Origin of the sequence: Rhodococcus sp. NPDC047139 (genome assembly GCF_040643435.1) — a bacterium.
Classification (GTDB): Bacteria; Actinomycetota; Actinomycetes; order Mycobacteriales; family Mycobacteriaceae; genus Rhodococcus.
Map to the genome: position 1 here is coordinate 347,106 of NZ_JBEYUH010000003.1, position 17,866 is coordinate 364,971.

Consider the following 17,866-nt stretch of genomic DNA (forward strand, 5'->3'; position numbering starts at 1 on the left):
ATACAGGTGTTCGCACCCTTCGACCATCGGAGCACGTCATGATCTCCACACGTTCGACCACCTACTCCACATCGGCGTCAGCTGTCGGCGCACCCTCGCGCGCCGCTCGCATCGCAGGTCTGATCGTCAGCGGCCTCGTCGTCCTGTTTCTGCTGTGGGATTCGATCATTCACCTCCTGAACGTCACGCAGGTGCAGGAAGCCATGGCCGATCTCGGTTTCGACCCGAGCCTCAACCGGGTCTTCGGCATCGTCCTTCTCGTCTGCCTGATCGCCTACGTCCTGCCGCCGACCGCGATTCTCGGTGCGGTACTGCTCACCGGTTATCTCGGCGGTGCCGTCGCGACGAATCTGCTCACCGAACAGCCGATCGTGAGCACGACCTTGTTCCCGGTCTATACCGGCATCTTCGTGTGGGGCGGATTGTGGTTGCGCGACAGCGGGGTTCGGCGCATCATGCCGATTCGTCGTTCACGGTGACGACGACGAACGGTCCCACCTCGGTCACGGTGAAACGCGGGTCGTCGAACAGTTCCTTGGGGAAGGTCACCGTGAACCGGCGGACGTTGGGATCGTTCGGGTAGACGTCCTCGGCCAGACGCAGCGTGTATCCCTCGGCGCCCTGTCGGAAGACGATGGCGTCGGGGGCTTGCCACGGCAGCTCCTCCCAGGCAGCGAACAGTTCGTCGGGCGACGAGAACTCGGCCCACTCCTCGATGGCTGCGGCGCGGCCCGAGAAATCTGCCAACGGGTTGGCGTAATGCGACGTCAGGGCCTGGAATCCGAAATACGGATAGTAGGCGAGGAAGGTCGTGTCCGCGGTGAGGACCACATGATCGTCGCGTTCGCCGCCCAGTTGTGAGACGAGAACATCGTCGACCTCGGCGTAGTACGCGGCGGCACCTGCCGGTCGCTGATCGGCGCGCTCACCGTCGCCGTCGGTGTCGGTGTAGGCGACGGTGATCTCGCTTGCCAGCACCTGCGGAATGTTCTGGGTGAATGCCAGAGCGCCGAGTGCGCCCACCGCGACGAGCACCCTCCGCACGCGCGGGTTGTCGCTGGTCACCAGACTGATCCAGCGGGAGAACTCGACGAAGGCGAACGCACCCGCAGCGGCGAGGAGGACCAGCAGGATCACCTCGAGCCGGAACGCGAGCAGGGTGTTGCCCATCGCGGTCAATGCCATCGACGCGAGGTACCACAGGTACACGGCGATCACCCCGAGCCCGAGTGCCTGGGCCCGGTGCGACGACGACGCCCTGCCGACGAGCCAGACCGTGCCGAGCAACGACAGCAGGCCGATCAGGGACATGTGGAACATCGGCAACGGCAGTTGCGCGCCCGCCTCGGGAAGATAGTGCGTGGCGGTACCGGATCCGGAGGGCGTGTTGCCGGCGAGCACCTCGAACACGAAAGGTGCCCACACGATCAGAGCGACGAGCATCGCGATCGCGGCCATCGCGGCCAGTCGCAGCAGCACGGGAACAGTGGCACGCCACGAACCCGCAGCGCGACGCGCGAGATACGCCGCGACGACGGCCATCACCGTCACCGCGAATGCCGCGATGCCGAGATAGAGGGTGTAGAAGGTCGCCGCGATGCCGAGGAACAACCCCGTGCCCACGACGGCGCCCCACCCTTGCCGTCCCCCGTCACCGGTGGAAGCGGGCAGGAAGGCGCCCCACGCCAACACCAGCGCGGGCGCCACCAGCACGGCGATCACCGCTCCGTACGGTTCCGGCGAGCCGTAGGCCAGCACGACCAGTGTCGTCGCCGTGGCCGCGAGCACAGCGAGGTCGGACCGCACGAGTTCGGACCACAGCACCAGCGCGACGACCGATGCGACCGCCAGCGAGCCGATCGCATAAGGCTTGAACGCTTCCCAGCCGTCCATTCCCAGCAGGTTCGCGACGCGGCCACCCATCCAGAACCATCCGGCCGGATAGAACGACGGCAGGTCGGCGTAGTTCATGTCGTGCAGGGCGGGACTGTCGGTCAGGCGGGTGAGGAACTGGGTGCGGAACTCCTGGTCGACGGAGATGCCGTGCAAGTACAGGCGGGTCGCGGCGAGGGGCATACCGAGTGTCGCGGTGACCAGGCCGGACAGCGCCGCCCACGACAGCACGCGCGCTCCCGGTACCCACTTGCGCCGCCGCAGCAGGTACACCGACAGGCCCAGGGCTGCGAGTGCTGCGAACTGCATGACGGTCGTCACGGCCTGGGTGACGTTCGACGAATTGAACGCCGGCCACTGCACCCGTTCGAATGCGAACAGTCCCACCGCGGAAACGACGATCGCGACGACCACCGCCACCACGAGGTGGCCTGCGGTCGTCGCGATCTTTCGAAGCGGGGCGACGGGAATGGTGGTGCTCGCGTCTCTCACGGGACCCGAGCCTACTGATACCACCGCCGTGGACGGTGGGTCAGATGGGCAGCTTGCGGAACACGGCGCGCGGCAGGTGCCGCAGCACGATCATCACGAACCGGAAGGTGCCCGGTGCCCAGACGATCTCCTTGCCGCGATCGGACGCCGCTACCGCCAGCTTCGCGACGTCCTCCTTGTTCACGGTCAGCGGGGCCTCGTCGACGTGCGCACTGAACTGCGTGCGCACCTGACCCGGACGAACGACGGTCACCCGCGGACCGAAGGGACGCAGCGCCTCGCCGAGTCCGAGGTAGAAGCCGTCGAGGCCGGCCTTGCTGGAGCCGTAGACGAAGTTCGCGCGCTTGACACGCTCGCCGGCCACCGACGACATCGCGATGATGCGGCCGAAGCCCTGCGCCTTCATCTTCTCGCCGAGCAGCACACCCACGGACACCGCGGCGGTGTAGTTGACACCCACCACCTGCACGGCCTTGCGCTGGTTCTGCCACAGTTCCTCGGCGTCGGCGTCGAGACCGAACGCGACGACGGCGACATCGACGTCGCCGTCTTTCCATGCCTGCTCGATCACCTGCGGGTGGCTCGCGGTGTCCAGTGCATCGAAGTCGATGAGATCGACCTGCGTCGCGCCGGCGGTCTTCACCTGAGCGACGGCGTCCTCACGCCGCGGGTCGCCGGGCAGGGCGGCGAGGATCACGCGGGCCGGTGCCTTGTGCAGGTACTCCTCGACGATGGCCAGGCCGATCTCGGAGGTGCCACCGAGCAGCAGCAGGGTCTGGGGATTGCCGACAGCGTTGATCATCAGTGGAGTTCCAACCTTCTGGACATATCGGAGGCGAAGACGTTCGTGGGGTCGACGGAGCGGCGAACCTTGAGCCACTCGCCGATCCGCGGGTACATGGCGTGGAAGGTCTCCGCGTCGGTCCGGGAATCCTTCGCGGTGTAGAGGCGACCACCGAACTCGAGGACGCGCTTGTCGAGTTCGCGCACGAACTCGTTCAGGCCCGCCTTGATCGGGAAGTCGACGCAGATGTTCCAGCCCTTCATCGGGAAGCTCAGCGGCGCCTTGTTGCCCTCACCGAACAACTTGAACACGTTGAGGAAGGAGTAGTGCCCCGACTTCTGGATGTCGACGATGATGCGCTTGAATTCGTCGACGGACTCCGGCGGCACCACGAACTGGTACTGCAGGAAGCCCTTCGAACCGTAGGCGCGGTTCCACTCGCCGAACATGTCGAGCGGGTGGTAGAACTGCGTCAGATTCTGCACCTTGCCGGTGTAGTTGCCCGACTTCCGGTACCAGACCTCGCCCACCGCCGAGAAGGTGTACTTGTTCGCGAGACCGTTCGGGAAGATGTCGGGGAAGGTCAGCAGCGTCGGCGCGTCGAACTTCAGCGGATCCTTCTGCAGTTTCGCGGGCAGCTGATCGAGCTTGGCGAGTGAGCCCCGCGAGATCGCCGCGCGTCCGAGCTTGGGCGGCGCCGCGACCGCGTCGAACCAGGCGCTCGAGTAGTCGTAGTTCTCCTCGGAGCCGTCGCTGTGCACGGCGATCGTCTCGTCGAGCGTGGAGGTGACCACACCGTCGGCGATGAAGTACGCCGTCTCGGTGGGGGTCATCTCGATCGTCGCTCGCAGGATGATGCCCGTCAGACCCATACCGCCGACCGTGGCCCAGAACAGCTTCGCGTTGCGTCCGGTGGGCGTGCACGTGCGGACCTGACCGTCGGCCGTGAGCAGGTCGATGGACTTGACGTGGTTTCCGAAGCTGCCCGCGCTGTGGTGGTTCTTACCGTGGATGTCGGAGCCGATCGCACCACCGATCGTCACCTGGCGCGTGCCCGGCAGAACCGGAACCCACAGTCCGAACGGCAGCGCGGCGCGCATCAGCTGGTCGAGGTCGACGCCGCCGTCCACCACCACACGCCGCGACTCGCGGTCGATGCTGTGGATCTTGTTCAGCGCCGTCATGTCGACGACGAGCCCGCCGGCGTTCTGTGCCGGATCGCCGTAGGAGCGCCCGAGTCCGCGTGCGATGACCCCGCGACGCAGGTGCGACGGCTTCGACTCGTTGTCTTCCGCGACCCGTGCGACGGCCTTCGCGATCACTTCGACGTCGGGAGTGGACAGCACCTCTGCGGTGGTCGGCGCGGTGCGCCCCCAGCCTGTCAGGGTGCGGGTCTGGGTGGGGAGCGGCTCGCTCGCCTGCTCCGTAGCTGTCGTAGACATCGGGGTAAAGGCTACCCGTGTGTCCTGGTCACCCGGCAAGATGCTGTTCCTCACGAGAGTTACGCTCGTCTGCGTGCCGGAATCCCACGATCACCTGCAGCCGTTGCCGGAGCACCACGCCCCGCTGGCGCCCGAACTGCCGTTGACCGATTCGACGGCCGACGAGTCGCTGGACCTGAAGACGCAGCTGGTGCGATTCGTGGTGACCGGCGGTTTCTCGGCGATCGTCGACTACGGGCTGTACGTGCTGCTCATGGCGCTGGGCGTGACCCGCGACCTCGCGAAGGCCCTGTCGTTCGTTGCCGGCACCACGACCGCCTACCTGATCAACCGGCGCTGGACGTTCAAGGCGCCGCCCAGCCGGGTGCGGTTCGTCGCCGTCGTCGTCCTGTACGCGGTGACCTTCGCCGCGCAGGTCGGTATCAACGGCATCCTCAACGACTCGCTGGGCGACGCGTGGTGGGTCACCCCGTTCGCCTTCGTCGTCGCCCAGGGCGTTGCGACGGTGATCAACTTCGTCGTCCAAAGGGCCGTGATCTTCCGGCTCCGTTGATCCAGGTGGCTCCGCCCCCGCTCAGCGGGGTTCACCCCACCGAAGTCCGATTCAACGCCTGACGGATCTGCTGCACCACTTCGTCGGGCTCCTGGGTGATCGCGTGCCAGGTGAACCGCAGCACGTGCCAGCCCGCGTTGATCAGGACGTTCTGCCGCTCGGCGTCGCGCCGGTGTCGTTCCGCATCGCGGTGCCAGGCCCACCCGTCGATCTCGATCGCGACCCGCTCCGCATCGAACACCACGTCGATTTCGAACCCACAGCTCATCGCGTGTGCTCGCCAGCCGGTGAACCCTGCGCGGCGGAGCAATCGGTAGAAGATACGTTCGGCATGCGAGTGGCCACCTTCGCGCGCCGAGCACAGCAGACGAGCGGCGCGGGGAGCGCCATGTCTCCCGAGATTCCTTCGATGGGCCTGCTCGAGTGCGGGCAGCGAGGTGTGACGCTGCAACGCGCGGTCCATGAGCACCGACCCCGTCGGTAGTTCGACGGCGGCTTCGAGCACCGTCAGGGGCACCGCGGTGACAGGAAGGCCGCGCATCACGACGACGTCACGTCGCGGAAGGTCGCGTCGACGCACCCGCACCCCGTTGCGTTTCGCAAGGGTACGTTTCTGCGGCACGGTCACATAGCGGAGAGAAGGCGCGCGGTCGAGCAGGCCGTGCCACCACGCGGCGCTCGGGCCCCAGGCCGCGGCTTCCGGCCCCGCCGCGTAGACCGCTGCTCGTAGGGCCACGGCCGGCGTGCGTTCCCGGTCGGCACGCATATAGACGCTGCGGGCGAGGAGGAACCAATCACCGTTCTCGACCCGGCGATCGACGGCGGAGGCACTCATCCCGCCTGCCAGTGCTTGTGCGCGAGTAATGACGCCGTCCTGGACGGACATGATGCGGTACGCGTTTCGCAGACTCATACCCGGTTCGACGCGGTAGCGACCGCTCAGGTTCCGCACCGATCGATTTGTGTGGATCCAACCCCGGAAAGCGGGGGTGAATCCACACAAATCTCAGAAGCGGGGGAGACGACTCGCCTCGCGCGCTTCGGCGAGCGTCGGCGCGGCCCGGTCCTTGGCGGACAGTTCGTAGGACAGCGACGTGCCGTCGGGCCCGGTTGTGGGCCAGTCGATCCCGATCTCCGGGTCCAACGGGTGCACTTCGTGCTCGCGTTCGGGGTCGTAACCCGTCGAGCACAGGTAGACGACGGTCGAATTGTCTTCGAGGGCAAGGAAACCGTGGCCGAGGCCCTCGGATAGGAAGATTGCGCGACGGTCCTTCGTGTCGAGCAGTACCGAATCCCACTGCCCGAATGTCGGCGAGCCCACGCGCAGATCGACGACGGCGTCGAGCACCGACCCCGACACGCACGTGACGTACTTCGCCTGTCCGGGAGGGACGTCCGCGTAGTGAATGCCCCGCAATACCCCGGCGGCGGAGACCGAGCAGTTCGCCTGCGCCAGATCCAGTGAGCGTCCCGAGGCGCCGGTGAAGGTTTCCTGCTTGAACCATTCGAGGAAAACACCCCGGTCGTCGCCGAACTGCTTCGGCGTGATCTCCCACGCCCCGGCGACCTTCAACTCGCGGTACTGCACCTAGCGGTCCTTTCCTCGTTCGAGCAGATCGAGCAGATATCTGCCGTATCCCGACTTCATCAGGGGCTGCGCAGCGACGCGCAACTGCTCGTCGTCGATGAAGCCGAGTCGCCACGCGACTTCCTCGGGAACACCGATCTTCAGTCCCTGACGTTGTTCGATGGTGCGCACGTAGTTCGACGCGTCGAGCAGGGAATCGAAGGTGCCGGTGTCGAGCCAGGCCGTGCCGCGCGGCAGCACTTCGACCTGCAGTTTTCCCGCTTCGAGATAGGTGCGGTTGACGTCGGTGATCTCGAGTTCGCCGCGTGCCGAGGGCTTCAGCGACCGAGCGATCCCGACGACGTCGTTGTCGTAGAAGTACAGCCCCGGCACCGCGAAGTTCGACTTCGGATCGCAGGGTTTCTCCTCGAGCGACAAGGCGCGGCCGGTGGCGTCGAACTCGATCACCCCGTAGGCCGACGGGTCGGAGACGCGGTACGCGAAGACCGCGCCGCCGTCGACGGCGGCGAACCGTTTGAGCTGCGTGCCCAGACCTGCGCCGTAGAAGATGTTGTCGCCGAGGATCAGTGCTACAGGCTCGGTGCCGATGTGGTCGGCGCCGAGCACGAACGCCTGGGCCAGACCGTCGGGCGACGGCTGGATCGTGTAGGTGATGTTCACCCCGAACTGCGAGCCGTCGCCGAGCAACCACCGGAACTGGTCGGCGTCGTGCGGGGTCGTGATCATGAGGATGTCGCGGATCCCGGCGAGCATGAGCGTCGAGAGCGGGTAGTAGATCATCGGCTTGTCGTAGACGGGCACAAGCTGCTTGCTCACGGCCTGGGTGATCGGATGCAGACGCGAGCCCGTCCCACCCGCGAGGATGATTCCGCGCATGCCGGACAGTCTCCCATGAGTAGGCTTGCGCCAATGAGGTTGCTCGTCACCGGCGGCGCCGGATTCATCGGCGCGAATTTCGTGCATCAGACCGTCGCGGAACGACCCGATGTGCAGGTCACCGTGCTCGACAAGCTCACCTACGCCGGCAACCGCGCCTCCCTCGACCCCGTCGCCGAGAAGATCACCTTCGTCGAAGGCGACATCGCCGACGCCGACCTCGTGCACCGGCTCGTCGCCGGCACCGACCTGGTGGTGCACTTCGCCGCCGAATCGCACAACGACAACTCGCTGGCGAATCCGGCACCCTTCGTGCACACCAACCTCGTGGGCACCTTCACCCTGCTCGAGGCCGTACGCGCCCACGACGTGCGCTATCACCACATCTCCACCGACGAGGTCTACGGCGACCTCGCGCTCGACGACCCCGCGCGCTTCACCGAGACCACCGCCTACAACCCGTCGAGCCCGTATTCGTCGACCAAGGCCGGCTCGGATCTGCTGGTGCGCGCCTGGGTGCGCTCGTTCGGCGTCCGCGCGACCATCTCGAACTGCTCCAACAACTACGGGCCCTACCAGCACGTGGAGAAGTTCATTCCCCGGCAGATCACCAATGTGCTCACCGGGGTGCGGCCCAAGCTGTACGGCTCCGGCGCCAACGTGCGCGACTGGATCCACGTCGACGACCACAACAGCGCGGTGTGGACGATCATCGACAAGGGCGTCATCGGCGAGACCTACCTGATCGGCGCGGACGGCGAGACCGACAACCGCACCGTCGTCGAAACCGTCCTCGAACTGTGCGGCCGCAACCGCGACGAGTTCGATTTCGTCACCGATCGGCCCGGCCACGACCTGCGCTACGCCATCGACGCGACCCGGCTGCGCACCGAACTGGGCTGGCAGCCCCGTTACCGCGACTTCCGTGCGGGCCTGGCCGCCACCATCGACTGGTACCGCACCCACGAACAGTGGTGGATGCCACAGAAGAGCGCGACGGAGGCCGCTTACGGTCGCACCGAACGTGTTCTGGGTGGATAACCTGCTGCGTCGGGGATGATCCGGGCGCGATTCGCGAATGTCCCGATTCTGTGTCGCAGGGTGTGCACAAGCGAGTCGATCCTGTTTCCGCTGCTACTGTCGCATCGAAAACAGCGGATCGACCACGAGCGGGGAGTAAGCCCGATGGAGCAGGCAGCTGCCGGCGACACAAGCACGATCGGACACGACGCGGACACGCTGAACGAGGTCCTCATCGAGCCGGTACGACGTGATCGGCTGATTGCGCAGCGGGGCGTCTTCGCATCCCTGTCGCCGCGTGTGCCGGAGAAGATGTACGTCCAGACCAAGGGCAGTGCCGCCTCCGATCGGTACGGGCTGCAACTCGGCGACGGTGCCTCCGCGCACACCAACACCTATTTCGGACGCTTCCCGGCGTCGTTCTGGCAGCGCTGGACCGACGTGAAGACGGTGAACCTGCAGCTCACCTACGGGTGCTCCGGCACCGCGAAGTTCACCGTGTGGGCGTCCGACGCCCGGGGACGCGAGCGGATCGTCAAGGTCGAGACGGTGTCGGGCTCGGGTGAGCTCGACCTCGAACTTCCCGTCGAGCGGTTCGTCGACGGCGGCGCGATGTGGTTCTCGGTCGAGGCCACCAACGGTTCGGTGCTCGTCTCCGACGCGCGCTGGACGGTGCCCGCTCCCGAGCATCTGCGTCCCGCTGCCGTGGTGATCTGCACCTTCAACCGCGCCGACGATTGCACGGTCACGGTGGGCACACTCGCCTCGGACGACGGCGCGATGGCCGACATCGAAGCGGTGTGCATCGTCGACCAGGGCACCGACCAGGTGCGGTCGCGCACGGCGTTCGCGGAGGTCGCCGACAAGCTCGGTGACAAGCTGATCTATCTGACGCAGCCGAATCTCGGTGGTGCGGGCGGATTCTCACGTGGTATGTACGAGATCACCGGATCGGCCAATGCCCAGCACGCCAACGTCATTCTCATGGACGACGACATCCTGTGCGAGCCCGAAACCGTGTTGCGGCTCAACGCTTTCGCGAACATGACGGTGCAGCCGACGATCGCCGGCGCTCAGATGCTGTCGCTGAGCAACCCGCAGGTCCTGCACGTCTCCGCCGAGCGCGAGGTGCTCGACGAGATCACCGCAGGCGCACTGACTCCGGGCGCGCGCATGGGTATCGATCTCGTGAAGAAGAAGCAGGACATGCGTTTCGACGCCGGTTGGAACGGCTGGTGGACCTGCCTGCTGCCCGCCGAGATCATCGCCGACTGCGGACTGCCCATCCCGCTGTTCTTCCAGTGGGACGACATCGAGTACGGCATTCGCGCCCGGTTCGCGGGTCACCCCACTGTCACTCTCCCCAACGCGGGTGTGTGGCACGCGGACTTCTACCTCAAGGACTACGACGACTGGGCGCGCTATTTCAGCATCCGCAACGGCCTGATCGTCTCGTCCATCTACGGTCGCTTCGACGGCACCGACATTGCGAAGTACCTCTTCCGCAAGATCGGTGAGCTCATCGTCTCGATGCAGTACGGTCTCGCCGCGACCTTCATCAAGGCAGCGGAGGACTTCCTCGCCGGCCCCGACTTCCTCTACGACGGTGGACAGTCGGTCCTGAAGGAACTGCGCGAGTTGCGTGACCGCTATCCCGAGACGAAACCCCTGCCGGCCGCACAGGTGGGCAAGGAATCCGATCCGCACACGCAGATGTCGGTGTGGGAGTTCGAGCCCGACGAGAAGCGCGAGGGCCTCGTGTTGCTCAAGCGCGCGGTGCAGCAGTTCGCCGGCAAGGTCGACCGCCGATCGGTCACCGTGCCCGCACACTTCGCGTCGTGGTGGCACGTGTCGCTGTTCGACAAGGCGGTCGTCACCGACGCCTCGCAGAACGCCGTGCGGGTGCGTCATCGCGACAAGGACACCGCCGTCGACCTCGCGAAGCAGGCCGCGAAGGTGTGCTGGCAACTCCGCAAGGAAGCGCCCCGGATGAAGACGGTATGGCAGGAGGCACTGCCCAAGCTCACGAGCCGTGAGAACTGGGCACGGCTGTACGGCATCGACGGCTAGCCCGTGAAGGCATGGTCGCTTCCCCTGCTCGTCGGGGTTGCGACCGTGCTCGTGGCGGGGGCTTTCTCCTGGGTTCCCTCGCTGTGGTGGGACGAAGCCGCCACGATCTCGGCCGCAGATCGGCCGGTGGACGACCTGCTCCGCGTACACACCCGGATCGATGCGGTCCACGGCCTGCACAACCTGCTGCTGCACTACTGGTTCGCCCTGGTGGGCGTCGACGAATTCACCGCCCGCATTCCTGGTGCGGTGGCCCTGGGTGTGGGCGCCGCCGCCGTCACGGCGACCGGCCAGGTGCTGGCGGGTCGTCGCGTGGGGTTCGCGGCCGGAGTGCTGTTCGCCCTGTCTCCACGGGTGACCTGGGCGGCGACCGAAGCGCGGTCCTATGCGTTCGCCGCGGCGCTGGTCGCGGTGCTGTCGCTGCTGGTCGCGCTCGCGTGCACGACCGGCCGCCGACGCTGGTGGGTGCTCTACGCCCTCGCGCTGCCGATCGCGACGATGATGTTCGTGTACGCCGCGACGGTCGTGGTGGCCCACGCCGTCACCGTCGCTGCTCGTGCCCGTGAGCGGGCCGCATTCGTATTTGCCGCCGGGATGGGGATCGCGCTCTCGGCGCCGTTCGTGCTGCTCGCGTTCTCGCAGGCGAAGCAGGTGGCGTGGATTCCGCCGCTCGACTCGATGATCGTCCGCACGATCGCTCTCGACCAGTGGTTCCCGCAGGCCCCGGGGACGGCCGCACTCTGCGCGGCGATCACCGTCGCCGGAGTGATCGTCGCCGCCCGCAGGGGAGTGCTTCCGGGGGAGCGCACCCTGCTGTGGCTCGCGGTGCCGGGTTTCGCGGTGCCGATGGCTTTGCTGTTGGTGTATTCACTCCTCGCGGAGAACATGTACCTCGAGCGGTATCTCGCGTTCACCGTTCCCGCGATGGTCCTGCTCGTCGGCTGGGCCGCCGCCCGCGTCGCCACGCAGTGGTGGTCGATGCTGGTGGTGCTCACGGCCGTCGCCGTCACGGCGGCTCCCGCCTATGTGCAGCAGCGGCAACTGTTCGGCAAGCCGGGCGGGATGGATTACAGCGCGATCGCCGACCGGCTGATCGAACGCTCCGAACCCGGGGACTGCGTCGCGTTCGAGCCGCGCGTCTCGTGGGCCCCGACGTCACTGCGCGCGGTCGTGGATGCCCGGCCCGACGCGCTGGAGGGTCTCGACGACGTGGGCCTCGGCCGTGATGCCGTCGACCGCGTCAACCTGTGGTCGACCGACGCCTCGCCGTCCGAACTCGCCGACCGTGCGGCGGCGCGATGCGAGGTGCTGTGGGTGGTCGCCGACGGGGAGCGGGAGACCGGCTTCCGGGTGTGGCATCCGAACAACGTGTGGTGGCGCTTCGAGCCCCACCGGTTCACCGACACCGAGACCTACCGGGCGCTCGAGTCCGCGGGTTTCCGGATCACCGACAGGGAACCGATCCACCGGTCCCAGCTGATCCGGCTAGAACCGGCTCAGACCCAGTAGGCGACGCGTGAGCGGTAGTTGCGCATCGCGAGCAGGGCGATACCCCAGCCGACGACGGTGATGATCAGGACGATGACCCAGTGGTAGAGCTGCTGGTCGCCGCCGAGCAGCGGTGTCCGCACGATGTCGAGGAAGTGGTAGAGCGGGTTGATCTCGGCGATCCGCGCCCGGTCCTCGTTGCCGGTGCCCTCGAGGGTCTTCTCCGTCCAGATGATCGGCGTCATGAAGAACAGCAGCTGGACGATGCTGCTGAGCAGCGGGGCGATGTCGCGGTACCGGGTCGCGAGGATGCCGAAGACCAGTGACACCCACACGGCGTTGATGGCGATCAGTGCGAGGGCGGGGATCGCCGCGAGCGCCGTCCAGTGCAGCTGGCGGGGGAAGACGATGAGGATGCCGATGTAGATGACGATGTTGTGCGCGAACAGGATCATCTGCCGCCACACCAGTCGGTAGACGTGCACGCTCAGCGGCGTGGGCAGCTGTTTGATCAGGCCCTCGTTGGACATGAACACGTCCGCGCCCTCGAGGATCGACCCCTGGATCAGGTTCCAGATGATGAAGCCGAGCGCGACGTACGGGAGGAATTCGGGCACGTCGAGGTTGAACAGGGTGCCGTACAGCACACCCATTGCGATCGCCGTGACACCCGTCGCAATGGTGATCCAGATCGGCCCGAGGACCGACCGCCGGTAGCGCTGTTTGATGTCCTGCCAGCCGAGCAGCAACCACAGTTCACGGTGGTTGAAGCCTTCGCGCAGATCCTGGAACGCGCGCCGGAACGAGCGTGAGGACGACTCGATGGGTTCGTCGTCGACGGTGAGGGCATCAGACACGGATCCCGAGCCTACCCGCGCCGGAAATTGCTCTGTGCGGGCGCGGGGTGAGCGGGACCTCGGCGGGTGCGCAGATCCGGTCGATTCTGCGCAAACTTCTCGACGAGAAGTGCACGGAGTGTCGAGACCGGTCCTGTGCGGTATCCGGATCGTGCCGTCGATCGCACCGAGTATCGGGAGGACTCATGGCGTCGGTCCTGCAGCAGTTGGACGAGATCCGCGCGAATCAGGAGAACTTGTACCGCGACCTGCACGCCCATCCGGAGTTGTCGCATCGGGAGACGCGCACCGCGGCCGAGGTCGTCGAGCGATTGCACGCCGCAGGATGCGAGGTGCACACCCATGTGGGTGGCACTGGCGTCGTCGGTGTCCTGCAGAACGGTGACGGCCCGGGGGTGCTGCTGCGTGCTGATATGGATGCCCTGCCGGTCCGGGAGGAGACGGGCCTGGACTACGCCAGCGCGGCGACGGCGACGGACGCGGCCGGAAACGAGACTCCCGTGATGCACGCGTGCGGCCACGACGTGCACGTCGCATGCCTGGTCGGTGCGGTGGAACTGCTGGCCCGGTCCACCGAACAGTGGCGGGGCAGGCTCGTCGCGGTGTTCCAGCCCGGGGAAGAGGTCGCGGACGGCGCTCAGCGCATGGTGGACGACGGGCTCGCCGAGATCGCCGGGAAGGCCGATGTGGCGTTGTGCCAGCATGTGCTCGCCTTCCCTGCCGGCCTCGTCGGTACGCGCAGTGGCCCGACCCTCTCGGCCGCGGACAGCATGCGAATCACCGTCCACGGCCGAGGCGCACACGGGTCGATGCCGCAGGCCGGTATCGACCCGGTCGTACTCGCCGCGATGATCGTCGTCAGATTGCAGACGATCATCGCCCGCGAGACGCAACCTGGGGAGCCGGTCGTGCTCACCGTCGGCAGTGTCCAGGCCGGAACGAAGAGCAACGTCATCCCGGACAGGGCGACGATCTTGCTCAACATCCGCACCTACGACGAGGACACCAGGCGCGCGATTCTCGCCGCGGTGAAGCGGATCGTCGTCGCCGAATGCGACGCTTCCCGCTCGCCGCGACCTCCCGAATTCGAGTTGCTCGACCAGTACCCGATGACCGACAACGACCCTGCGGTCACCGAGCGTGTGGCGGCCGCATTCGATCACCACTTCGGGGAGGACGCCGGCGAACTTCCGCTGCTGACAGCGAGCGAGGACTTCAGCGACATCCCGCGTGCCCTCGGCATCCCGTATACCTACTGGGGGATCGGCGGGACCGATCCCGATCTCTATCGGCAGGCCGAAACCGAAGGACGCGTTGCCGACGATGTGCCGGTCAACCACTCGGCGAAGTTCGCGCCGCCGATCCAGCCCACCCTCGACACCGGAACGGCTGCGCTGGTCGTCGCGGCGCTGACATTCTTCGACGAGGCATGACGGACGGGGGGACGCGTGGACCTGAACGCGCAGAGTACGTTGCTGCTCGCGCTCGACCTGCTCGGCACGTTCGCGTTCGCGCTCAACGGAGCGCTCACCGCCGTCCGCGTCATCCGGATCGACATCGTCGGGGTCGTGACGCTCGGAATGATCACAGCGCTGGGCGGCGGCATCATCCGCGACATCCTCATCGACGACCTGCCACCCGCGACGTTCAGTGACTGGCGATATCTCGCCGTTGCCGCGGCCGGCAGTCTCCTCGCGTTCTTCGCCCGCAAACTCGAGCGTCTGTCCGCACCCATCACAATGTTCGACGCGGCGGGCCTGAGCCTGTTCGCCGTCACCGGAGCGGTGAAGGCACTCGACTTCGGCCTCGGCCCGGTGCAGGCGATCATCCTCGGCACGATCACCGGCGTCGGTGGCGGCACATTGCGCGACGTGCTGATCCGGCGCGTTCCTGTGGTGTTGAACAGTGATCTCTACGCCATTCCGGCGATGGTCGCGGCGAGCGTCATCGTCGTCTGCGCGAGCCTCGACATACCGACCCTGCTGCCGGCGCTCGCCGCCGCGGCGCTGTGCTTCACGATCCGGATGGTGGGAGTTCGCTACGGTCTCAATGCACCCGGGCCGCGCGGGTTCGACGACCCCGATCGACCGAAGCAGACGTGATCGAGGACGGTGTTGCTGTCGCTCCTCGCGCTCGTTGCATGGGGACTTGAGTGGATCCAGCCCCGGATTGCGGGGCCGCATCCACACAACTCGTCCTCGTACGTATTCGTTCGTCGTATGTCTTCCTTATGTCTCGGTCCGCACGATCTCGGGGGAGAATGCCACTTGTGTGTGTGCTCGGGTGCCGGAGACAGGGGCGAGGGGATGGCGGCGACAGCTGATTCGGAAGAGGCCTGGTCGGCGGATCGCTTGTTCGCGGGACCGGGAGAGAGCCGAGAACGATTCCGGAACACCGACTGGTCGGCCACTCCCTTGGGGCCGGTCGAGTCCTGGCCGGCGGAGTTACGCATGGCAGTACGAACGGTGTTGCCCTCGGAAGTGCCGATGCTGTTGTGGTGGGGGCCGCAGCTGGTGCAGATCTTCAACGACGCGATCATCCCCGTTCTCGGCGACAAGTATCCCGCGGCGGTTGCTCAACCGGCCCCCGAATGCTGGCCCGAAGTGTGGGACGAAGTCGGTTCTCGCGTCGAACGGGCGATGGGCGGCACCGCGACCTTCGCCGAGAAAGAACTGCTGTTCATGCAGCGTCACGGATATGTGGAGGAGACCTACTGGACCTTCTCCTACAGTCCGATCCGCGACGAGTCCGGCAAGGTGGCAGGGGTGTTCGTAGCGACCAGCGACGTCACGGCGCAGATACTCGGTGAGCGTCGGTTGGAGGCGCTGAGTTGTCTGGGGACGGTGGCGATCACCGATTCGGGAGCATCCGTGACCGATACTTGTCGTTCCGCGCTGGATGTCCTCGCTCCGAGTTACGCGGATATCCCCTTGGCGGCGATCTTCCTCGACACACGGGTGGTGGACCCCGGCAAGCCTCGACGGGCCTGGACACAGTCCGCATCGCTCGGAACAAGGCCGAACGCGTCGGACTCCCTTCTCGGACCGGACCGGGACGTTCTGCTGACGAGAGCGGTCACGGAATCCGAACCGATCATCGTCTCCGGCGTCGCCGAGCGGTGCCCCGATCTGCTCGACCCGCAGCGAGCCCTCGGCGATCATCCGGTCGACCGAATCCTGCTCGCACCGTTGAAGGCTCCCGGACGCGAAGCTCCGTTCGGCGTTCTCGCGATTGGTCTGAGCGCCTATCGGGTGTTCGACGCTGCCTATGCCGACTTCGTCGACCTCGTCGCCACCAAGATCTCGGGTCTGCTGCGGGATGCGGAGGCAATGGACGCCGAGCGCCGCCGAGCCGATGCATTCGCAGCACTGGACGCAGCCAAGACTCGTTTCCTCGAATCGATCAGCCACGAGTTCCGCACACCGCTGACGCTGCTTCTCGGTCCGCTGCAGAGTGTGCTCGGCGAGGCCACGGCATTGACCGAGGCTCAGAGGCACACGCTGGAAGCCGCCCAGCGGGCCGCACTCAGGCTGCAACGACTTGTCGACGCGTTGCTCGAGGTGACCCGTGTGGAAGCCGATGCGTCGAACAAGGACCTGCAGCCGACCGATCCGGCGGCGCTCACAGCCGAATGTGTGGACCTGTTCGCCGATGCGGCGCACCGCGCGGGCCTCGCTCTGACCTGCCGGGTCTCGGATGCTGCAGCGGAGCCGATCCAGCTCGATCCCCAGCTGTGGGCCCATATCGTCCTCAATCTGCTCTCGAATGCCGTCAAGTACACCCCTGCCGGATCCATCGATGTGGAATTGGACGTGGAGGACGATCGACTGGTGCTGAAGGTCGTCGACACGGGCTTGGGCATACCGGAGGCGGAACTCGATCGCGTCTTCCACCGGTTCCATCGCATCGAGCGAGACGGCGGGCGCAGTGAGGAAGGGATCGGGCTGGGCCTGTCCCTCGTCTCGGACTGGGTCGAAGCGCTCGACGGGACGGTGACCGTGGCCAGTGAGGTCGGGCAAGGCAGTACTTTCACTGTGTCCGTTCCCCGCATCGTCGGTCCGGGGTCGGAATCCTCGGCGGGAACGGTGCCGGTGGATCTGAGCGCTCCGTACGTGAGCGAAGCCGACCAGTGGGGTAGGGACACCGTCCCCCACGGCGGGCCGTCTCCACAGGACGAGGACGCGGAGTCGGTGCCGCGGATCCTGGTGATCGAGGACAACGCCGACATGCGTGACTACCTGACGCAGTTGTTGCGTCGGGAGAACTGGCACGTGGACGCGGTGGCGGACAGCGATACCGCGCTCGAGCGACTCCGGTCGCGGCTCCCGCATCTCGTTCTGAGCGACATCATGCTCCCCGGCCGGGACGGCGTGGCGCTGCTCGGGGAGATCCGCAGGGACCCCGCGATGTCTCGGCTGCCGGTCATCCTCCTCACGGCCAGGGCCGGTGCGGAAGCCGCGATCGGTGGTCTGCGCACCGGCGCCGACGACTACATCACCAAACCTTTTCACCCCGACGAGCTCGTCGCTCGCATCCGTGTGAACCTCGAGCTGTCGTGGCTGCGTGAGCAGATTCTGGCGGCTAGCGAACGTGAATCCGACCAGCTTCGAACAGCATTGGAGACGCGCTCGACGCTCGGCAGAGCAGTGGGGCTGATGATGGCCACCTTCGAGTGCGATGCCGACACCGCCTTCGAAAAGCTGGTGGCCTTCTCTCAGCACCGTAACGTCAAGGTGCGCGACATCGCCGAGCAGATCGTCGGGGATTACACCGCCTCGCTCACGGATTCTCGGCGGTAGGACC

The 17,866-nt window shown here is 66.4% G+C and carries 15 protein-coding genes; 8 read left to right on the forward strand and 7 right to left on the reverse strand.

What is annotated here, in order from left to right; all coding sequences use genetic code 11:
• Positions 1–38: 38 nt before the first annotated feature.
• Positions 39–479, forward strand: a complete 441-nt coding sequence (locus ABZ789_RS05530) for a DoxX family protein (protein WP_358420078.1) — start codon at positions 39–41, stop codon at positions 477–479.
• Here the strand turns inward: ABZ789_RS05530 and ABZ789_RS05535 are convergent.
• The 3 genes from ABZ789_RS05535 to ABZ789_RS05545 all read right to left on the reverse strand — a co-directional run bounded on the left by ABZ789_RS05535 (position 454) and on the right by ABZ789_RS05545 (position 4,611).
• Positions 454–2,364, reverse strand: a complete 1,911-nt coding sequence (locus ABZ789_RS05535; RefSeq protein WP_358420237.1) for a galactan 5-O-arabinofuranosyltransferase — start codon at positions 2,362–2,364, stop codon at positions 454–456. The two genes, ABZ789_RS05530 and ABZ789_RS05535, sit on opposite strands and share 26 nt — an antisense overlap.
• Before the next feature lie 61 nt (positions 2,365–2,425).
• A complete protein-coding gene (locus ABZ789_RS05540) occupies positions 2,426–3,187 on the reverse strand; it encodes a decaprenylphospho-beta-D-erythro-pentofuranosid-2-ulose 2-reductase (RefSeq protein WP_358420081.1) in 762 nt (253 codons plus the stop codon).
• Positions 3,187–4,611 (reverse strand): FAD-binding oxidoreductase, encoded by a 1,425-nt coding sequence (locus ABZ789_RS05545; RefSeq protein WP_358420084.1) that lies wholly within the window; start codon positions 4,609–4,611, stop codon positions 3,187–3,189. Before ABZ789_RS05545 ends, ABZ789_RS05540 begins: the two co-directional genes overlap by 1 nt.
• A gap of 19 nt (positions 4,612–4,630) precedes the next feature.
• Here ABZ789_RS05545 and ABZ789_RS05550 point away from each other — a divergent pair, with 19 nt between their 5' ends.
• The gene (locus ABZ789_RS05550; protein WP_358420087.1) at positions 4,631–5,164 is read left to right on the forward strand and encodes a GtrA family protein; all 534 of its coding nucleotides are present in this window, start codon (positions 4,631–4,633) and stop codon (positions 5,162–5,164) included.
• A 31-nt stretch (positions 5,165–5,195) separates the two neighbouring features.
• Here ABZ789_RS05550 and ABZ789_RS05555 read toward each other — a convergent pair whose 3' ends face one another.
• The 3 genes from ABZ789_RS05555 to rfbA are packed head-to-tail and all read right to left on the reverse strand — an operon-like array spanning position 5,196 to position 7,628.
• On the reverse strand, positions 5,196–6,116 hold the full coding sequence (locus ABZ789_RS05555; protein ID WP_358420089.1) for a DUF559 domain-containing protein: 921 nt from the start codon (positions 6,114–6,116) through the stop codon (positions 5,196–5,198).
• Positions 6,117–6,170: 54 nt separating this feature from the next.
• Positions 6,171–6,752 (reverse strand): dTDP-4-dehydrorhamnose 3,5-epimerase, encoded by a 582-nt coding sequence (gene rfbC / locus ABZ789_RS05560; RefSeq protein ID WP_358420092.1) that lies wholly within the window; start codon positions 6,750–6,752, stop codon positions 6,171–6,173.
• Positions 6,753–7,628, reverse strand: a complete 876-nt coding sequence (gene rfbA / locus ABZ789_RS05565) for a glucose-1-phosphate thymidylyltransferase RfbA (RefSeq protein WP_358420095.1) — start codon at positions 7,626–7,628, stop codon at positions 6,753–6,755.
• 33 nt (positions 7,629–7,661) lie between these two features.
• Between rfbA and rfbB the strand changes: the two genes are divergently transcribed.
• From rfbB to ABZ789_RS05580, 3 genes are all read left to right on the forward strand, one after another.
• Complete coding sequence (gene rfbB, locus ABZ789_RS05570) at positions 7,662–8,669, forward strand: dTDP-glucose 4,6-dehydratase (protein ID WP_358420098.1); 1,008 nt, start codon at positions 7,662–7,664, stop codon at positions 8,667–8,669.
• 144 nt (positions 8,670–8,813) lie between these two features.
• Positions 8,814–10,718: a glycosyltransferase gene (locus tag ABZ789_RS05575; protein ID WP_358420101.1), complete on the forward strand. Its 1,905-nt coding sequence runs from the start codon at positions 8,814–8,816 to the stop codon at positions 10,716–10,718.
• Positions 10,719–10,721: 3 nt separating this feature from the next.
• A complete protein-coding gene (locus ABZ789_RS05580) occupies positions 10,722–12,227 on the forward strand; it encodes a glycosyltransferase family 39 protein (protein ID WP_358420104.1) in 1,506 nt (501 codons plus the stop codon).
• On the opposite strand, the gene ABZ789_RS05585 is transcribed toward ABZ789_RS05580, so the two are convergent.
• Positions 12,215–13,063: an ABC transporter permease gene (locus ABZ789_RS05585; RefSeq protein WP_358420107.1), complete on the reverse strand. Its 849-nt coding sequence runs from the start codon at positions 13,061–13,063 to the stop codon at positions 12,215–12,217. The genes ABZ789_RS05580 and ABZ789_RS05585 overlap by 13 nt on opposite strands.
• Before the next feature lie 185 nt (positions 13,064–13,248).
• On the opposite strand from ABZ789_RS05585, the gene ABZ789_RS05590 reads away from it, so the two are divergent.
• The 3 genes from ABZ789_RS05590 (at position 13,249) to ABZ789_RS05600 (ending at position 17,862) form a co-directional block, all read left to right on the forward strand.
• Positions 13,249–14,496, forward strand: a complete 1,248-nt coding sequence (locus ABZ789_RS05590; RefSeq protein WP_358420109.1) for an amidohydrolase — start codon at positions 13,249–13,251, stop codon at positions 14,494–14,496.
• 21 nt (positions 14,497–14,517) lie between these two features.
• Positions 14,518–15,165, forward strand: a complete 648-nt coding sequence (locus tag ABZ789_RS05595) for a TRIC cation channel family protein (RefSeq protein WP_358420240.1) — start codon at positions 14,518–14,520, stop codon at positions 15,163–15,165.
• A gap of 348 nt (positions 15,166–15,513) precedes the next feature.
• Entirely contained in the window at positions 15,514–17,862 is a 2,349-nt protein-coding gene (locus tag ABZ789_RS05600) for a response regulator (protein WP_358420112.1), read from the forward strand.
• The last annotated feature ends 4 nt before the right edge of the window (positions 17,863–17,866 follow it).